This is a genomic window from Arthrobacter sp. P1_C12_2 (assembly GCF_056406415.1).
Map to the genome: position 1 here is coordinate 25,141 of NZ_JBFUAF010000011.1, position 17,216 is coordinate 42,356.

Below are 17,216 nucleotides of genomic sequence, written 5' to 3' on the forward strand. Positions count from 1 at the left end.
AATGACGGGGAGCATCTACCACGGACAGGCCGGGCTGCCGTTCTCTTCCGCGCTCCGGATCTACGAGCCCCTCGAGGCGTTCCCAGAGCAGCAGCAGGAAACCCTCAGGGCCGCCGGCGCCGGCCAGGGGTCCCGTGCGGCCGTGGAGAACGCCGAGCTGCTGGCCTCCCTGGGCCGCATCACCCGGCCTGACGGGGACCCGTTTCCCACCGGCCGGACCGATCTGGTGCGCGTTGTCCCGGCCCCGGCCAGGCGGGCGACGTCCGGTGCAGCGCACGACGGCGCCGAGTCCGGGACTGCCGCCGCACGGCAGGCCGACCGGTTGCTGTACTGCCCCAGCCAGCTGGTCCTCCGCGCCGGACTGGCCGCCAATGCCCTGATGGAAGGCATCCACGGGCCCCTGGCCCAGCTGCTGATCCCGGAAGAACAGCGGGACAAGCACCAGGAACGCATCGATGAGGTGCGGGCGCATGATGGCCTGAGCCGGGTCCACACCCGGGCGTCCACGTGGGGCATTCCCTTCAGCTGGTTCTGCCTCTTCCAGGAATCGGATCCCACCGACGTCGTCGAAGCCGAGGGCCACATTGCGACGGTCCGCATCCGTGCGGGCATCGGCAAGGCACTGGAGCGGGTGAGCTACGCGGTGGCCCACCTGGCCCTCGCCGCGCCCGATCTCGACATGCTCGAGGACCTGACCCAGCTCACGGAATGGCTCGAGCTCTTCCACCCGGATTCGGCCGTGGAACTCGATTACGGCGGGGTGGCAGACAAGGTTTATCCGGATGATTCGCCGCTGGACGTGCGCCTCGGCATCGAGTGCCTGGCGGAGGGGGACATGACCGGCGCCGCCGCGGCCTACCGCCGGCTGGCCTCGCGTTGGGTGCCGATCCGCCAGTTGGCCCGCGCCTCGTAGGCCGGGCCGTCCCGTCCGGCCTGCGGCCGGGGCGGGACTGCTGATACGGGATGGCTACTGCGGCCGAACCCCGTTAGCGGAGCCGCGCGGACTGGCGCAGCGGCGGCGCCGTCGTCGTCCGGACAATCAGCCGGTGCGGCGCCACGGCGGACTGCACGGACCCGGCAATCCCGTCGAGCTCGTCCAGCAGCATTTTGGTGCCGAGTTCGGCTTGCAGGTCCGGGCGCTGCCCGACCGTGGTGAGCCCCATGGCCTCGGCGAAGTCGTGGTCGTCGATGCCGATGACGGACAAATCCTCCGGAACGCGTACACCGGCCTTGTTGGCCTCGAAGATGACGCCCATGGCCATCTCATCGGAGGCGCAGAAGATGGCTGTGGGCTTGGGACCGTCGGCGACCCAGAGGCGGCGGAACGCCTCCTGTCCGCTGCGAACGGTGAAGTCCCCCCAGACGTCCCATTCGGCCCGGACCGGCAGCCGCGCCTCGCCCATGATGTCGTGGAAGGCCTGGATCCGGACCCTGGGGACGTCGAAGTTGAGGTCGGTTTCGTCGTCGCCGTGCAGGAGCGCGATGTTCGTGTGGCCCAGCCCGATCAGGTGGCGCACTGCGGTGGCGGCCGCGGCGTAGTCGTCGATGCCGATGTAGGGGCACTCCTCGACATGGCCTCCCACCACCACCAGCGGGATATCGATCTTCTGGAGATGTTCGATTTCCTCGTGGGTGAGCGCCATGCAGAGGACCAGCAGGGCGTCGATCTGCTTGTAAACCATGGTCTTGCTGAAGAGCCGCTCACGGTGGCTGCCGTGGCCGCCGAGGTTGAAGAGGGACAGGTTGTACTGCCGGGAGTGCAGTTCCCGGTCGGCGCCCTCGATGGCCTTGGAGAAGAACCAGCGGCTGACGAAGGGGGCCAGCACGCCGATGGTCTTGGTCCGGCCCGTCGCCAAGCCCGACGCGGAGGACGAGGCGACGTAGCCCAGGGATTCGGCAATGCCGAGGATCTTCTCCCGGGTTGCCGGGGAAACGCGGGGCAGTCCGCGGACGGCCCGGGATACGGTGGCCGTGGATACGCCGGCAGCGGCGGCTACATCCTCAATGCTGACGCCGGAGTGGCCGCCGCGCTGCGCCCTTTCTGTCCGTGCCACCTTTGTCCCCTTGTTGACGGTCTGTGGAAGCCTGCCGGCCCCGCCCGCAGACGTGTTCCGCCTCCCCCGCGGCAGTTGAATAATCCTGGCCCCTGGCTGCCTAGGCGCGCCGGCTGGCCGTCCGGCGCGGTAAGCGCCGGCGCAGCCGGATCATCCCGTAGAGGGCCAGCAGCATGGCAAGCAGACCCAGGGCCCAGAAGAGGGCCGGCTGGGCGGTCACCTCCATCCAGACGGTGACCACCAGCAACACCACGGCCCAGAAGCCGAGGAACCCGATGATGATGTCGAAGTCCTCGCCGGAGCGCACCTTTCGACGCGTCGCCGGCACGTGGCCCTGGTTCTGCTCGTCAGTCATCACGCCGCAATCACTTAACCGCGCCGGCTGTGAGGCCCGCGACAATCTTACGCTGGAACACCAGCACCAGGATGACCAAGGGAATGGTCACGATGGTGCCCGCAGCCATGATCGCGGTGTACGGAATCTGGTTGGGCTGCGCACCGGCGAAGCTTGCAATGGCCACAGTGACCGGCTGCGTTGCGTCGGACGAGAGCTGGCTGGCGATCAGGAATTCATTCCACGAGGAGATGAACGCCAGGATGGCGGTCGTGAAGATGGCCGGGGCGGCCAGCGGCATGATGACCCGCCGGAAGGCCTGTCCCTGCGTACAGCCGTCCACCCGGGCCGATTCCTCGAGTTCCCACGGCATCTCCCGGAAGAAGGACGTCATGGTGTAGACCGTGAGCGGCAGCACGAACGAGATGTTCGGGATGATCAGCGCCTGGTAGGTGCCCATCCAGCCGATGTTCGTGAAGAGCTGGAACAGCGGCGTGATGAGGGCGACGCCGGGGAACATGGAAGCCCCCAGGATGAAGCCCAGCACGAGGTACTTGAACTTGAAGTTCAAGCGGGCCAGGGCGTACGCGGCAAACACGCCGATCACCAGCGACACCAGGGTGACGACGGTGCCGATGAACAAGCTGTTGAGCAGGGCCTGGCCAAAGTGGTTGCCGAAGGACGTGTCGAACGCCGTCTTGAAGTTGTCCAGCGTCACGTGGGTCGGCAGGATCGAGGTGTCGTAGGTGTAGCCGACGTCGCGGAACGCCGTCACCACCATCCAGTAGGCCGGAGCCAGGCACCAGAAGAGGATCACGACCGCACTGATATACGTGCGGCTCTGGGCCCACTTCTCGCGGTTCTGCGCAGCCTTCCGCCCCCGGTCCTGCTCTGCGCGCAGCTCGGTTGCGGCGCTCGTCGCGGTGGTCATTTCTTCCCCTTACCTGCGCCGGTCTGCTGCTCCACGACGTTCGCTCCGAGGAAGCGTACGAAGATGAAAGCCACCAGAAAGATGATGATGAATGTGATGGTGGACAAAGCCGCCGCCGCGTTGAAGCCCTGCCTGATCTGGTTGATTACCAGGATGGACAGCGTGGTGGTGTTGTTCGCTCCACCCGTCAGGATGTACGGAAGGTCGAACATGCGCAGTGCATCCAGGGTGCGGAACAGGATGGCCACCATGAGCGCCGGCTTCACCAGCGGCAGGGTGATCATGCGGAACCGCTGCCAGGCGGAAGCGCCGTCGACCTTGGCCGCCTCGTACACTTCCGCGGGAATCATCTGCAGGCCGGCAAGAATCAGCAGCGCCATGAACGGCGTGGTCTTCCAGACGTCCGCGATGATCACGGCCCACCTGGCCGGCCATTCGCTGCCGGTCCACAGGACGGTGGTGTTGAAGAGTTTGTTGCCGATGCCTTCGAAGGCGAAGATGAACAGCCACAGCTTGGCCGTAACGGCGGTGGGGATGGCCCACGGCACCAGGACAGCCGCGCGGACCAGGCTGCGGCCCCTAAAGGCCCGCGCCATGATGACGGCCATCCAGAAGCCGAGCACCGTCTCCAGTCCCACCGTGACGATGGTGAAGAAGAAGGTGGTGGCGGTGGCGGACCAGAACTGCGCGCCGAGGGTTCCCGGCGGGCAGTCAACGGTTCCGCCGGACGGAGCCGGGCATTGCTGGAAGATCCAGTTGTAGTAGTTCGAGAAGCCGGCCGGCCCACCCTCAACGAAGAGACCCGTGGCGGGGTCCAGACCGGCATCTTTTTGGAATGACATCACAATGGCGGTGATGATCGGGTACACGATCACGATCGACAATGCGAGGATAGTGGGCGCCAGCAGCCAGGCTGCCCAGCGCCCCTGCGTCGCGATGCGGTTGTCCTCTCCTACACCCTTGGGTGCGTGGTGGATCGGAGCCCCGCCCGACGCCGGTGCCTTGACCGACGTCGGGCCTACTTCAGTTGCCATGATGGACCTACTGTCCCGCGCTAGCGGACTCGATGGACTTCTGCATGTCAGACAGGGCCGCGTCTACGGTCTTCTCGCCCTTGATGGCTGAGTAGGCGTTTTCCTGGATGGCCTTGGTGACGGCCGGGTAGAACGGGGTCACGGGACGGGGAACGGCGTTCTCGATCGAGGTCTTCAGGACCGGCAGGTACGGCAGCTTGGCGACGAGATCCTTGTCGTCGTAGAGCTTGCCGAGCACCGGGGCGAGTGAACCCTGCGTGGCGAAGAACTTCTGGGTCTCTTCCGTGGTGAGGAACTTCAGGAAGTCCACTGCGGTGGCCTTGTTCTTCGAGTAGACGCTGATCGCGGCGCTGTGGCCGCCGAGGGACGAGGCGCCCGGACCAGCCTTGCCGGGGAGGGCGGTCATGCCCAGGACGTCCTTGACCTTGGAGGAACCTTCGGTGGTGGCCAGGTTGTAGACGTAGGGCCAGTTGCGCAGGAACAGCAGCTTGCCGTCCTGGAACGCCTGGCGGCTTTCCTCCTCCTGGAAGGTGATGGCTTCCTTCGGGATTTCGCCGTCTGCGTAGGCCTTGGTCAGGTTCGCCATGCCAGCCTTGGCTTCCGCGGTGAGCAGGTTGGGCTTGCCGTTCTCGTCCAACACGGCTCCGCCGGCGGAGTTGATCGCCTCGGAGGCGTTGACGGTCAGTCCCTCATACTTCTTGAACTGGCCGGAGTAGCAGCCGATGTTGTTGGTCTTGGCGATGGAGCACATGCTCATCATCTCGTCCCAGGTCTTCGGGGGCGTGGGGACCAGGTCCTTGCGGTAGTACAGGATGCCGCCGTCGGAAGATTCCGGTGCCGCGTAAAGCGTGCCCTTGTAGGAGGCGGCGTCGACGGTCGGCTTCAGCATGGCCGAGGTGTCCAGCGCCATCTTGTCCTTGAGCGGCTGCAGCCAGCCCTTGGCGGCAAATTCGGCGGTCCAGACGACGTCGACGCTCGCAACGTCGTAGCCGGGGTCCTTGGCCTGGAAGTGCTGGACGAGGTCGTCGTGCTGCTGGTCGGCCTGGTCCGTCTGCTCCTTGAAGGTGACCTTCTGGTCCGGGTGGGCGGCGTTCCACTTGTCGATCAGCGGGCGGACCACGTTGCTGTTGTCCTTCCCCTGGACATAAGTGATGGGGCCGCGGCCGTCCAGGCCCTGCGAGGCGGCGTCGCTGCCGCTGGTAGTGCCGCCACCACCGCCGCCACAGGCCGAGAGCGTCATGGCCAAAACGCCTGCCGTGGCGATGGGAAGTAGGAGATTGCGGGTTTTCATACTGGAGTGCTCCTCGCTGAGTACCGGTGAAAAACGGCCGTACTGTTGGTGTGCCGACCATCACAGTAATCAACAGGCAGCCCGGAATGCAAGCGTTTACATGAAACCTTTATCCAAAGGAGATTCCGGGGCCCGTCGGGGAGCCTCCTCAGCGGACCCGCTCGGAACGGCCGAACCGCGACCGCGCCCCGGATCCGATGTGGATCAGGACCGGGGTGCGCTTGCCGATCACTGCGTCGAGTGCCTCGACGAGGGAGGAGATTTCGGCGGCGAGCCGGTGCGGGGCGACACCCTGGCGGGGCTCCACCCGGATCTTGAGGGCCGGCTCCCCCCTGATTTCGTAGGCGGCTACCGTGATGCCGGCCAGGTCGGGCCGATCCGCGAGGGCCGCGCGGAGCGTCTGCTCCGCCACGCCGCCGCCGATTCCGACGTTGCCGGGCACCTCACCTAGGCCGTCCTCGGCCACGAGCAGGCTGGTCCGGCCCTTGCCCTGCTGGGCAATCCAGGCGATCATCAGGCCAAGCACCACCACCAGCACCAGGCAAATGACAAGCCACAGCCAGCTTCCCTGGCGGCGGGGGAACTGCGTCCGTTCGAACAAACCAAGCCAGAAGCTCAAGACGCCGCCCGCCCACTCATGCCACCACACGCCGACTGCCGGGACGCTTGCAAGCAGCATCAGGAGGACGCCGATGGCGATGAGGCTGATGCCAAGGATGCCGATCAGGATGCGGTTCAGCACCCGCGGAGTGTTGTTCATGCCCCCACCACCCCTGCCGTGGATACCTGGATCCGCACTTCCGGCATGGGCCAGGGACCCATTTCCTGCAACTCGCTCCGCACAGCCTCCAGGACGGCGTCCGGGCGCAGCGGCACACCGGAGGTCGGCCGGACGTTGACCATGATCCGGTTCCGCGACACCACCACCATCACCTGTTCCTTAGCCACGTTGGCGGCCAGCCGGGCCCGCCGCGCCAGGGCAGCGGCGATCACCTCATCGTCCACCACGACGGCGGCCCGGCGGTCCGGAAGCAGGTGGCGTGCCCGCCGGCCAGGCAGCACGGCGTTGAGGAAGAAAAACAATCCGGCCATCGCGATCACGGCGCCCGTGACGCCGAGTAGAAGCGGCCCGATTCCCGCCGGGAGCGCGGCCACCCGCTCGGCCGCGGTCTGCGGATCCACCAGCCACGGCGGCTGCCCGATCGCACGGACCCCCGTCTCAAGCAGCGCATAGCCGAACACCGCCATGACCAGGGCGGCCGCGATCACGGAGACAACGGCCCGCGATGTGTGCGTCTCGCGCTTCAGTATCCGGTCCATGCCCGCGGCACCGGAACCGAGCGGGGCGCTCCCCGGCACCGCATCGGCGTCGTGCCCGCCGGAGCCGAGACCGGCGTTCTGGGTGTCCTGGCTCAACGCACCCGACCTCCCCCGCGCACGGTGGCCCCGCTGATGCGGATGTCCACCCGGCTCAGCTGCGCTCCGGTCAGTTCGGTCACGCGGCGCAGGATCTGGGCCTTGGCAGCCACGCTGCGCTCCAAGATGGAACCGCCGAAGCCGGCGACCCGGCCGGGATCGCGGAGGACCGCGGTGAGGTTCGGGACCGCGACGGGCATGACCAACGACAGCGCGAGCAGCCCGTCGTCGTCCGACCAGTCGGCGCGCACGTCGTGCGCCGGCACACCGAGGGCCTCGCCCGCGGCCGCCCGGGCCACGCTCGTCAGGGCCTGGGTGCTGATGCGGTTATGCCCGGCCATTGCGGCGCCTGGGATCGGCATTTCAACCTTGATGCTCATGAGGAGGAACGCCGGCCCGTGAGGGCGTCAAGCACGCTGCGCAGGTCCAACTTCCCCTCTGCGGCCCGGCCCAGGAGAGCGCCGATGCCCATGAAGAACAGGGCGCCGAGGAAGCCCCAGACACCGAACTGGAAGGACATGAAAGCCACGAAGGCCCCCATGGCGATTCCCACTACCGTCGGACTCATTGGATAGCCTCCCTGACCGGCCGGGCCTCGGCGGACGCGGCCGGTTTGGCCGGGCCGGGCACATAGACGTCATTGATCTCGATATTTACCTCGATCACCTCGAGCCCCACCAGTTCCTCGACGGCGGAGTAGACGGCGGCGCGGACCTGGTCCGCGAGGGCATGCAGGGGGGTGCCGTACACCGCGACAAGATCGATGTCCACGGCGACCTGCGTTTCGCCGACTTCCACGCGGACGCCCGCTGCGTGATCGACGTTGCCGACGGCGTCCCGGATGGCCCCGAGGGCGCGTGACGGGCCTGATCCCAGCGAGTAGACGCCGGGCACTGATCGGGCGGCGATGCCCGCGACCTTGGCGACGGCGGTTTCCGAGATGACCGTGCGGCCGGTGCCCGCCGGCGCGGACAGATCGTCCGCAGGACTGACCACAGCACCGGCCAAGGGCTGACCGGCCGCGAGGCTGGCAACGTGTTGACCGGGCGCGGGACTGACCGCAGCACCGGCATCGGGTTGAGAATTCTGGTATTCCATAACGCACTCCCCCTTCTCTTTGACACAACCCTAGTCCCTGCCTTGGGCCGCGCGGGGGAATCTTGCAGCGCCCGTTCCCACAGTCCATGCAGGTGGAGGGCGGGAACGGGCGAAGTGCACCGGGGGCAGGACCGGGCGGTTGTCAGCTGCGGGACGTCAGCCGGGAGTCGGTGCGGGCGAGGGGCCTGGGCGGATTCCCTACTTGCAGTTGGTGGCGATCCAAGTTGTTACGGGCGCCATGGCAGCCTGGAGCTTTCCGCTGGAGAACACCGTCTGGTCGGTGACGCCCGCGACGGCCACCTCCTTGAGGTTGGCGAAATCGGTCTTGAGGGTGTCCGGGACGAGCTCGGCCGTCTCGGCCAGTTCCGCTTTGAACTGTTCCAGTTCCGCCGTCTTGCCCTGGGCGGCGGACAGCGGAAGGAGCGTGGCACCGGTGGCCTGCTCCGAGATCTTGGAGCACGCCTCGGCGGCGCTGGTGAAGCCACCGAACGGTCCGGACGTTGTGCTGGGGCTCGGCGCAGCGGACGCGGAGGCGGTGGACGAGCCCGCGGCGGACGACGGCGCGCTGCCGGCCTGCGGGGCCGAACAGCCGGTGAGGGCCAGGGCTGCGAGGAGGGCGGTTGCGGCGAGAGGGCGGGCAATATTCTTCGAAGTCACGTTGCGGAATCACTTTTCGGTTGAGATTGCGCCGCCTGCCCGGACCGGGCTGCCGGCGGCCTTGGTGTTCTTTCCCCAGCGTGCGAGTCTAGCCCGGCCAGCTGGACGGCCCCCAACCGGTCACCGCCGTCGGACGCCGTCGGCCGCCCGTGGATACGCCGCGCGGTTCCCCGTGGATTCGCCGCGCGTCCCCCGCCGATGCGCCGCGCGGCACCCGCCGACTGCTCCGTAACTGCCCTTTTGACCGTCAGAAGGGCAGTTACGGAGCAGTCGATGGAGTTAAGGCGATGGTGTTAAAGAAGAAAAGCACCAGTTCTCAAAGAACTGATGCTTCCCAGTGGTGGCTCCGACCGGCGTCGATCCGGTGACCTTTCGATTTTCAGTCGAACGCTCTACCAACTGAGCTACAGAGCCTAGGTGACGTGTCACCTTGAAGGCCGGAATTTCTTCCGGCAATCAGAGCGACCCTGACGGGACTTGAACCCGCGACCTCCGCCGTGACAGGGCGGCGCGCTAACCAACTGCGCTACAGGGCCTTGCTTGTTTACTGCATTTTCTTGCTGTCTGCGGTATCGCTACCGCAAATTTTCAAGGCCTTTAGCCTACCAGACTTTTTCATCCGGCTTGACCAGTTCCTTGCGTACCCCCAACGGGATTCGAACCCGTGCCGCCGCCGTGAAAGGGCGGTGTCCTAGGCCGCTAGACGATGGGGGCCAGGACGCCATCCGGTTGAACACATCAGGGCAAAAATTAAGGGCCGAAGCCTGTCGTTTTTGTCCTTTCGGGTTCCTCCGAACTGGACTATAAAACTATAAGGGCAGACCCCCGGAATATCCAAAATCGGCCCTCCCTCATGTGCCAGGTGGGTGCAAGATGGACGGATGGATGCCGTTGATGCCCTCAATGAGATTGCCTTCTGGCTAGAACGCGAACTGGCCCCCACCTTTAAGATCCAGGCGTTCCGAAAGGCGGCCGGGATTATCGGCGCACTGGAACCGGACGAGGTCGCAGCGCGGGCACGCAACGGCAGGCTCAAGAGCATGAAGGGGATCGGGGACAGAACTTTCGAAGTCATCCGGCAGGCGGTCGACGGCGGGGTACCCGACTATCTTGAGGGCCTGCGCCAACGCGGGCAGCAGCCCCTCGCCAGCGGCGGCGCCGAGCTGCGCTCCGCCCTCCGCGGGGACCTGCACAGCCACAGCGACTGGTCCGACGGCGGGTCCCCGATCGGACTCATGGTTGAGGCCGCCCGAACGCTGGGCCGGGACTACCTCGCCCTGACGGACCACTCCCCCAACCTCAAGATCGCCAACGGCCTGAGCGCCGAACGGCTTCGGGAGCAGCTGGACGTTGTTGCGGACATCAACGGCGACGGCGGGGACTTCCGCCTCCTGGCCGGGATCGAGGTGGACATCCTGGAGGACGGCACCCTGGACCAGTCCCCGGAGATGCTGGACCAGCTGGACATCGTGGTGGCGAGCGTCCACTCGAAGCTCCGCTCCGACCGGCGCACCATGACCGAGCGGATGCTGGGCGCCATCAACGATCCGCACATGAACATCCTCGGCCACTGCACCGGCCGGCTACTGCAGGGCTCGAGGGGAACCCGGCCGCAGTCCGAGTTCGACGCGAAGCGCGTGTTCGCGGCGTGCGCCGAGAATAATGTCGCCGTCGAAATCAATTCCCGGCCCGAACGGCAGGATCCGCCGGACGAGCTGATCCGGCTGGCCCTCGAAGCCGGCTGCCTCTTCAGCATCGACAGTGACGCCCACGCGCCGGGCCAGCTGGATTTCCTGCAATACGGCGCCGAGCGCGCGGCCTCGAACGGGGTGCCCGCCGAGCGGATCGTCACCACCTGGCCGCTGGATCGGCTGCTGGAGTGGTCCGGACGCGGTCAGTGACGGCCTAGGCCCGGGACAGGTCCGGCCCCTCGGGCCGCCACGGTGTGGGCCTGGGCAGCCAGCGCGGGACGTTGCTGCGGTACTCCTCGTAGGCCGCACCGAACTTCCGGGTCAGTGCCGGCTCCTCGTACAGCCGGACGAAAGCCACCACCGGGATGGCGCCGATGCCCAGGGCCAGGAAGAGCTTCGGCTGGCCGAGCAGGAGCCCCTGCCCGGCGACGGCCGCGGCAACGGACACGTACATCGGATTCCGCACGTACCGGTAGAGCCCGCCCACCACAAGCTTTCTGGGCGGGGCAAATGGCGCGGGGGTCCCGATGCCCTCCACGGCGAAATGCACAAAGGAGTTCGCGATCACCGCGGCACCGGCCCCGATCAGCAGGGCGCCGGTGATCTGCGCGCGCACCCCGCCGGGGACCGGCGACTCCACTTTCCAGCGGGTCAGAAGCCACGGCACCACGCCGGCGGCCGTCGCGGGGGCAACGGCGAAGGCGGCTGTACCGATGGCTGCACGCCGTCGCTCGCGGGCCGAAGCTGAGGATGCGGTCATACCAGCAATCGTGGCCCCGCCGCATTAAGCGGACAAGGGCCTACCGGCCCCTCACCGATGGACCGCCAATGGAGCAGCTTGAGCTGTCCCTGCACTCGCGCCGGCGGGACGGTGGCAGGCGCGGGCTCAGGCAAGCAGCAACACGGCAAGGATGATCATCACGACGGCGATTCCGGCATCGAGCACGCGCCAGGCCGCCCGGCGCCGGAACAGGGACGCCAGGAAACGCGCCCCCGCGCCGAGGGCGGTGAACCAGGCAATGCTGCCAAGGCCGGCCCCGGCGGCGAACCACCAGCGCCCGGCTTCGCCTTGGGCGGCAGCGAGAGACCCGAGCAGCAACACCGTGTCCAGGTAGACGTGCGGGTTCAGCCAGGTGAAGGCCAGGCAGGTGCCAAGGACGGCGGCCCGGCCACCGGCCGGCTTGCCGCCGGGATTCTCCATCTGCTGCCCCCGGACCGCGCGCCGGGCCGCGAGCGCCCCGTAGACGAGGAGGAACGCGGCCCCGGCCCACCGGATCACCACGAGGGCAGCGGGCGCCCGGTCCAAGAGGACTCCGATGCCCGCGACGCCCAGCAGAATCAGCACGAGGTCCGAGACGGCGCAGACTGCCACCACCATGACGACGTGCGAGCGCTGGATGCCCTGCCGCAGGACAAAGGCGTTCTGCGCGCCGATGGCAACGATGAGGGACAGACCGGCGGAGAGGCCGGAAAACAGGGGGAGGATCACCAGATCCACGGTAGGCGCCCGCCAAGGATGAAACCAGTTAAAGATTCTGCTGATACGTAAGATGGGCTAATGATGGAGATTACCTCCGAGCAGGCCCGGACGCTGGCCGCAATTCTCACGCACGGGAGCTTCGACGCCGCAGCCGCCCACCTGTCCGTGACGCCCTCGGCCATCAGCCAGCGGGTCCGGGCTCTCGAGACCGCCGTCGGCCGGCCCGTCCTGACTCGGGCACGTCCGCCCGGGCTCACGGAGTCCGGCGAGGCCGTGGTGCGGTTCGCCCGGCAGCTGGAATTGCTCTCCGCGGACCTGGCCGAGGAACTGCAGCCGGAGCACCCCCGTGGCGGGACGCGCCTGACACTGGTGATCAACAGCGATTCCTTGCACACCTGGGCGTTGGCCGGCCTCGCGGCGGCCAGTGACAACGTCCAGCTCGAGATCCTGCGCGAAGACCAGGAGCACTCGTTGGACCTGCTGCGCGCCGGGGCCGCCGCCGCCGCCATCACGGAGACAGCCAAGCCCGTGCCCGGCTGCTCGTCCAGCAAGCTGGGCACCATGCGCTATCTGCCGGTGTGCGCTCCGGACTTCACCGGCCGCTGGTTTGGGGCCGGCGTGACCGGCGCGACGCTGGCCACGGCTCCCGTTGTGGTCTTTGACCGCAAGGACGATCTGCAGGACCGCTGGCTGCGCCGGTTCAGCCGCGCCTCCCTTCAGCCGCCGCGCCACTATGTGCCGGCCGCCCAGGAGTTTGGCGATGCCATCCGCTGGGGCATGGGCTGGGGCATGATGCCCGAGATCGAAATCGGCGAGGACCTGAAGGACGGCAGGCTCGAGGCGCTCGCCCCGCGAGCGCACGTGGACGTCGCCCTCTATTGGCAGCAGTGGCGGCGCGGCTCGGCGGCGCTGACCGACGTCGCGGCCGCTGTCCGGGCGGCGGCGCGCGTCCTGCGCTGAGGACGTCCGGCAGGTTTGCCGCATCTTTGGCGGGAAACCGCGCAGACGTGGCCGATTTCCGCCAGTACTGACCGGGCGGGAGCGGCTAGATTGGCAGCATGGCAACAACCGCAACAGGCTCATCCAGTCCGGACCACACCCAGCCGGCCGGCACTCATGAAGTGCCCTCCCAGGCGGCCACCCCCGCTTCCGTCCCGCCCCAGCCGAACCGCCCGTCCCCGGCCTCCCGCCCCAGCCCTTCCGGGCAGCCGGCACCGATCAGCAGGCTCGGCATCGCCGCCGTCGTCGTCACCGTGGTCCTGTGGGCCTCGGCCTTCGTGGGCATCCGCGCCGTGGGCCCGAGCTTCTCCCCCGGCCCCCTGACGCTCGGACGGCTTTCGGTTGCCGCCGTCGTGCTGGGCCTGCTGGTGGTGCCGAAGCTCAGGGGGCTGCCCCGGGGACGCGAGTGGTGGCCCATCCTGGCCTACGGCGTCATGTGGTTCGGAGGCTACAACGTGGCCCTGAACGCCGCCGAACACCTGCTCGACGCCGGCACCGCCGCCCTGCTGATCAACGTCAACCCGATCCTCGTCGCCGTGATGGCCGGCTTGATCCTGAAGGAAGGGTTCCCGCGCTGGCTGATCATCGGGAGCCTGATCGCGTTCGGCGGCGTGGCCGTGATTGCGCTTGGTTCCGGCCAGCGGTCGACGGCGGACGTGGCCGGCGTGCTGCTCTGTCTGCTCGCGGCCGGACTGGCCGCCGTGAGCGTGATCGTCCAAAAGCCGGTGCTCCGCAAGTTCCCGGCCGCCCAGGCCACGTGGTTCGGCATCATGGTGGGCGCCATCTGCTGCCTGCCCTTCAGCGGCCAGTTGATCGCCGAGCTGCAGGCCGCTCCCCTGCCGGCCACCCTGGGCCTGGTCTATCTGGGCATCTTCCCCACTGCGATCGCGTTCACCACGTGGGCCTATGCGCTCTCGATGATTGACGCGGGGCGCCTGGCCGCCACCACCTACCTGGTCCCTGGCACCACAATCCTGATCTCCTGGCTTGTCCTGGGCGAGATTCCGACCATCTGGGGCCTGGTGGGCGGCGCCATCTGCCTTGTGGGCGTGGGGCTGACCCGGCGCCGGTCCCGCTAGAGTTTGCCTATGCCCTCCTCCCTCCCGCCCGGCCTGCCGATCGTTCCGAGCGGCGGGGAGGACAGTGACGGCGGTGACGGCCCGGCCGACGGACCCTTCCCGATGTCCGAGGCCGATTTCGAGGCCGCGGTGAGTGATGCCCTGGACCAAATCCCGCCGGACCTGGCAAAGACCATGAGCAATGTCGCGATCTTCATCGAGGACGACTACACCCCGCAGCCCGGGGAGGATCCGGACACCGTGCTGCTGGGGCTCTACGAGGGCGTTCCGCTGACCGAACGGGACTCCTGGTGGGACGCCGGCTCCCTGCCGGACCGGATCACCATCTTCCGCCAACCCATCCTGGACATCTGCGCCTCCCGGGAGGACGTGATCGAGGAAGTCACCGTCACCGTGGTGCACGAGATCGCCCACCACTTCGGCATCAGCGACGCGCGCCTGCACGAGCTCGGCTGGGGATAGCCTTGTAGGCATGGGACACGACCACAGCCACTCGCACGGCATGACTGGCACAGCGAAGCACCGCAAGCGCCTGGTCGCCGTCCTGGCCATCACGCTCGCGGTGGTGCTCGTGCAGACGATTGGCGCCGTGGTCTCCGGGTCCCTGGCCCTGCTGGCCGACGCCGGGCACATGCTCTCTGACGCCGCGGGCGTCTTCATCGCCCTGCTGGCCGCGTGGATCGCCGCCCGGCCAGCCAGTGATCTGCGCACCTACGGTTACCAGCGCGCCGAGGTCCTGGCGGCGCTGGCAAACGCCCTGGTCCTGATCGTCATCTCGGTAGTCATCTTCACCGAGGCCATCCGCCGGCTCGGCGCCACCCCGGAGGTCCACACCGACATCATGCTGGCCGCGGCGGTCCTCGGCGCCGTCGCCAACCTGGTCTCCCTGCTGATCCTGCGCGGCGCCCAGAAGGAAAGCCTGAACGTCCGCGGCGCCTACCTCGAAGTCTTGGGAGATCTGCTGGGGTCCTTTGCCGTCATCGCGGCGGCGGTGGTCATCATGGTCACCGGGTTCCAGGCGGCCGACACCATTGCGTCGATCCTCATCGCCCTCATGATCCTGCCCCGGGCCTGGCACCTGCTGCGCGACGTCGTGGACGTGCTCCTCGAGGCCACGCCCAAGGGCGTGGACGTTCAGATGATCCGCGAGCACATCCTCGCGGTGGACGGAGTGGTGTCCGTCCACGACATCCACATCTGGACCATTACCTCCGGGGTCCCCGTCTTCTCTGCCCACGTGGTGGTGGAGGACGCTGCGCTCGGCGCCAAGGGCGCCGACCGGGTCCTGGACAAGCTCACCAGCTGCCTGGGCTCCCATTTCGACACCGAGCACTGCACGTTCCAGCTCGAGCCCGCCACGCATTCGGAGCACGAGGCCCACCAGCACGCCTGACCGGCGGCGGGACACACCCGCGGCGGATGTGGCCAAATGACACTCGTGTTGTTTATGTTATTCATGTGACTCGTGTTGCCAAAGGGGCCTTTGGCACGTAGCCTCATGCCTGCTGGGTGATCCGCAGAGGGCTTTCACGCGCCAAATCCGACCTCGCTCATTCCAGCCTGAGACTTCAGCGAGGTTTGCCCATGAGTTGGTCCGGTTCCGGTCGCAAGACGGCCGTGCTCTGCACCGCCGTCGTCTTCCTTGGAACGCTCGCACTCCCGGCCCAGGCCGCACCACTGACTTCCGCATCAGTGCGCCCACCGCTGGCGGCTGCCGGCAGGGTTCCGGCATCGCCGGAGATCCCCTCACCGGAGGAGATTGCTGCCGCCAAGTCCAGTGCGAGCTCGACGGCGGCGGAGGTCACCAGGATCGACGGGCTACTGGCCGACGCGTCGGCCGGCCAGGAAACCAGCCTCGCCGCATCCCTGCAAGCAAACAACGCGTACGGCGAGGCCCTCGTGGAGCTGGCCACACGCCGTGACGCGGCGGCTGTGGCGGCCGCCAGGGCTGCCGCCGCCGGGGCGGAACAGGCCAAGTCCCGCAAGCAGGTTGGCCAGCTGGCCGGAGATCTGTACCGCAACGGCGGCCTGAATCCTGCCCTGAGCAGCTTCGTCAGCGGCACCGGACGGGCCCTCGAGGATGCCGCCACGCTGGAGGCTGTAACGGCCGGACGCGCGCGGGCTTTCGAGTCCGCGGAAAACGCGGCCACTGCCGCGCAGTCGCTGACCGAAGCCGCAGCGGACGCCAACCGCGCCGCCGACGAGGCGGCCGCGACCGCGGAGGACCGCAAGGCCGACGCCGACCGCGCCGCCGCGGCCCAGCGCCAGGTCGTGGCCGACGCCAAAGCGCAGCGCAGCGCGCTCGTGGACCAGCTGGCAAGCCTGCGAAACACCACGGCTGCGCTGGAATCGGCCCGGGTGGATGCCCTCGACCGCCAGCGCCAGGAGGCGCGGCTCGCTGCACTGACCGCGGCGGCCGGCCCGGCACCCCAGCCTGGCCCGGGATCACAGCCTGGCACGGGTTCACAGCCTGCCCCGGCATCGCCGGGACGGGACGATTCGGCCGCAGGGCAGCCGCCCGCTCCGGCTCCTGCACCCGCGTCCGTACCGGCTCCCGTTGCAGCGCCGGCCGCGCCCGCACCCGCCCCTGCACCTGCACCTGCGCCGGCTCCGGCGTCCGCCCCGGATCCCGCGCCTGCCCCCGTTCCGGTCCCGGCGCCCGTTCCTGCGCCCGTTCCTGCGCCAGTGCCCGTTCCGGTTCCGGCGCCGATTTCCGGCGGGTCAAACCAGACAGCGATTTCGGTTGCGCTCGGCAAGACCGGATCGCCGTTCTTCTACCAGTACGGCGGAACCGGCTCGTATGGGTTTGACTGCTCGGGCCTGGTGCAGAATGCGTTCGCCGCGGCCGGCAAGTACCTGCCCCGCACGGCCTCCCAGCAGTTCGCGCAGGCCCCCGTCCATGTCCCGCTCTCCCAGGCGCGTCCCGGCGATTTGCTTGTCTGGGGTTCGGCGCCGGGCTTCTACCACGTGGCCATCTACCTCGGTGGCGGCCGCGTGGTCCAGGCGCTGAACCCCGACGCCGGCATTACCGTGACCGATGTTGCCGCCATGTCCGGGATGCAGCTGTACGGCTACGTGGCCCGCTACTGAGATCCCGTTCCGGGTCCCGTGCCCGGAGTCCCGTGCCTGAGGTCCCGTGCCCGGAGTCCCGT

The 17,216-nt window shown here is 68.0% G+C and carries 20 protein-coding genes and 3 tRNA genes; 7 read left to right on the forward strand and 16 right to left on the reverse strand.

The features are described 5' to 3' along the window. Nucleotide 1: 1 nt before the first annotated feature. Nucleotides 2-913 carry a DUF8083 family protein gene (locus AC1DZQ_RS13005; RefSeq protein ID WP_476963921.1) on the forward strand — a complete coding sequence of 304 codons (912 nt, stop codon included), beginning with the start codon at nucleotides 2-4 and terminating at the stop codon, nucleotides 911-913. Nucleotides 914-986: 73 nt separating this feature from the next. Here AC1DZQ_RS13005 and AC1DZQ_RS13010 read toward each other — a convergent pair whose 3' ends face one another. The 14 genes from AC1DZQ_RS13010 to AC1DZQ_RS13075 form a co-directional block, all read right to left on the reverse strand. Further along, a complete protein-coding gene (locus AC1DZQ_RS13010) occupies nucleotides 987-2,054 on the reverse strand; it encodes a LacI family DNA-binding transcriptional regulator (RefSeq protein ID WP_476963922.1) in 1,068 nt (355 codons plus the stop codon). Between the two features lie 100 nt (nucleotides 2,055-2,154). Next, complete coding sequence (locus AC1DZQ_RS13015) at nucleotides 2,155-2,409, reverse strand: hypothetical protein (protein WP_229993469.1); 255 nt, start codon at nucleotides 2,407-2,409, stop codon at nucleotides 2,155-2,157. Nucleotides 2,410-2,419: 10 nt separating this feature from the next. Then, on the reverse strand, nucleotides 2,420-3,319 hold the full coding sequence (locus tag AC1DZQ_RS13020) for a carbohydrate ABC transporter permease (protein WP_476963923.1): 900 nt from the start codon (nucleotides 3,317-3,319) through the stop codon (nucleotides 2,420-2,422). Beyond that, entirely contained in the window at nucleotides 3,316-4,353 is a 1,038-nt protein-coding gene (locus AC1DZQ_RS13025) for a carbohydrate ABC transporter permease (protein WP_476963924.1), read from the reverse strand. The genes AC1DZQ_RS13020 and AC1DZQ_RS13025 overlap by 4 nt, the downstream gene beginning before the upstream one ends. Before the next feature lie 7 nt (nucleotides 4,354-4,360). Further along, nucleotides 4,361-5,644, reverse strand: coding sequence for an ABC transporter substrate-binding protein (locus AC1DZQ_RS13030; protein WP_476963925.1), 1,284 nt, complete (start codon nucleotides 5,642-5,644; stop codon nucleotides 4,361-4,363). A 148-nt stretch (nucleotides 5,645-5,792) separates the two neighbouring features. Next, complete coding sequence (locus AC1DZQ_RS13035; protein ID WP_476963926.1) at nucleotides 5,793-6,404, reverse strand: hypothetical protein; 612 nt, start codon at nucleotides 6,402-6,404, stop codon at nucleotides 5,793-5,795. Further along, a complete protein-coding gene (locus tag AC1DZQ_RS13040) occupies nucleotides 6,401-7,060 on the reverse strand; it encodes a hypothetical protein (RefSeq protein ID WP_476963927.1) in 660 nt (219 codons plus the stop codon). The genes AC1DZQ_RS13035 and AC1DZQ_RS13040 overlap by 4 nt, the downstream gene beginning before the upstream one ends. Beyond that, complete coding sequence (locus AC1DZQ_RS13045; protein ID WP_476963928.1) at nucleotides 7,057-7,440, reverse strand: hypothetical protein; 384 nt, start codon at nucleotides 7,438-7,440, stop codon at nucleotides 7,057-7,059. The genes AC1DZQ_RS13040 and AC1DZQ_RS13045 overlap by 4 nt, the downstream gene beginning before the upstream one ends. Continuing rightward, on the reverse strand, nucleotides 7,437-7,628 hold the full coding sequence (locus tag AC1DZQ_RS13050) for a hypothetical protein (RefSeq protein WP_476963929.1): 192 nt from the start codon (nucleotides 7,626-7,628) through the stop codon (nucleotides 7,437-7,439). Before AC1DZQ_RS13050 ends, AC1DZQ_RS13045 begins: the two co-directional genes overlap by 4 nt. After that, the gene (locus tag AC1DZQ_RS13055; protein WP_476963930.1) at nucleotides 7,625-8,158 is read right to left on the reverse strand and encodes an Asp23/Gls24 family envelope stress response protein; all 534 of its coding nucleotides are present in this window, start codon (nucleotides 8,156-8,158) and stop codon (nucleotides 7,625-7,627) included. The genes AC1DZQ_RS13050 and AC1DZQ_RS13055 overlap by 4 nt, the downstream gene beginning before the upstream one ends. A gap of 198 nt (nucleotides 8,159-8,356) precedes the next feature. Beyond that, nucleotides 8,357-8,815, reverse strand: coding sequence for a hypothetical protein (locus AC1DZQ_RS13060; protein ID WP_476963931.1), 459 nt, complete (start codon nucleotides 8,813-8,815; stop codon nucleotides 8,357-8,359). A 338-nt stretch (nucleotides 8,816-9,153) separates the two neighbouring features. Then, nucleotides 9,154-9,229, reverse strand: a tRNA-Phe gene (locus AC1DZQ_RS13065). A gap of 48 nt (nucleotides 9,230-9,277) precedes the next feature. Further along, nucleotides 9,278-9,351 (reverse strand) — tRNA-Asp (locus AC1DZQ_RS13070). A gap of 105 nt (nucleotides 9,352-9,456) precedes the next feature. Further along, nucleotides 9,457-9,529, reverse strand: a tRNA-Glu gene (locus tag AC1DZQ_RS13075). 167 nt (nucleotides 9,530-9,696) lie between these two features. On the opposite strand from AC1DZQ_RS13075, the gene AC1DZQ_RS13080 reads away from it, so the two are divergent. Continuing rightward, the gene (locus tag AC1DZQ_RS13080; protein ID WP_476963932.1) at nucleotides 9,697-10,716 is read left to right on the forward strand and encodes a PHP domain-containing protein; all 1,020 of its coding nucleotides are present in this window, start codon (nucleotides 9,697-9,699) and stop codon (nucleotides 10,714-10,716) included. A gap of 4 nt (nucleotides 10,717-10,720) precedes the next feature. On the opposite strand, the gene AC1DZQ_RS13085 is transcribed toward AC1DZQ_RS13080, so the two are convergent. Continuing rightward, nucleotides 10,721-11,266 carry a methyltransferase family protein gene (locus AC1DZQ_RS13085; protein ID WP_476963933.1) on the reverse strand — a complete coding sequence of 182 codons (546 nt, stop codon included), beginning with the start codon at nucleotides 11,264-11,266 and terminating at the stop codon, nucleotides 10,721-10,723. Between the two features lie 126 nt (nucleotides 11,267-11,392). After that, the gene (locus AC1DZQ_RS13090; RefSeq protein WP_476963934.1) at nucleotides 11,393-11,995 is read right to left on the reverse strand and encodes a LysE/ArgO family amino acid transporter; all 603 of its coding nucleotides are present in this window, start codon (nucleotides 11,993-11,995) and stop codon (nucleotides 11,393-11,395) included. A gap of 69 nt (nucleotides 11,996-12,064) precedes the next feature. Here AC1DZQ_RS13090 and AC1DZQ_RS13095 point away from each other — a divergent pair, with 69 nt between their 5' ends. The 5 genes from AC1DZQ_RS13095 (at nucleotide 12,065) to AC1DZQ_RS13115 (ending at nucleotide 17,154) form a co-directional block, all read left to right on the forward strand. Further along, nucleotides 12,065-12,946 carry an ArgP/LysG family DNA-binding transcriptional regulator gene (locus AC1DZQ_RS13095; protein WP_476963935.1) on the forward strand — a complete coding sequence of 294 codons (882 nt, stop codon included), beginning with the start codon at nucleotides 12,065-12,067 and terminating at the stop codon, nucleotides 12,944-12,946. 98 nt (nucleotides 12,947-13,044) lie between these two features. After that, nucleotides 13,045-14,064, forward strand: coding sequence for a DMT family transporter (locus AC1DZQ_RS13100; protein WP_476963936.1), 1,020 nt, complete (start codon nucleotides 13,045-13,047; stop codon nucleotides 14,062-14,064). Nucleotides 14,065-14,073: 9 nt separating this feature from the next. Beyond that, on the forward strand, nucleotides 14,074-14,526 hold the full coding sequence (locus AC1DZQ_RS13105; protein ID WP_476963937.1) for a metallopeptidase family protein: 453 nt from the start codon (nucleotides 14,074-14,076) through the stop codon (nucleotides 14,524-14,526). Between the two features lie 10 nt (nucleotides 14,527-14,536). Then, nucleotides 14,537-15,457: a cation diffusion facilitator family transporter gene (locus AC1DZQ_RS13110; RefSeq protein WP_476963938.1), complete on the forward strand. Its 921-nt coding sequence runs from the start codon at nucleotides 14,537-14,539 to the stop codon at nucleotides 15,455-15,457. 191 nt (nucleotides 15,458-15,648) lie between these two features. Continuing rightward, nucleotides 15,649-17,154, forward strand: coding sequence for a C40 family peptidase (locus tag AC1DZQ_RS13115; RefSeq protein ID WP_476963939.1), 1,506 nt, complete (start codon nucleotides 15,649-15,651; stop codon nucleotides 17,152-17,154). Nucleotides 17,155-17,216 lie beyond the last annotated feature (62 nt).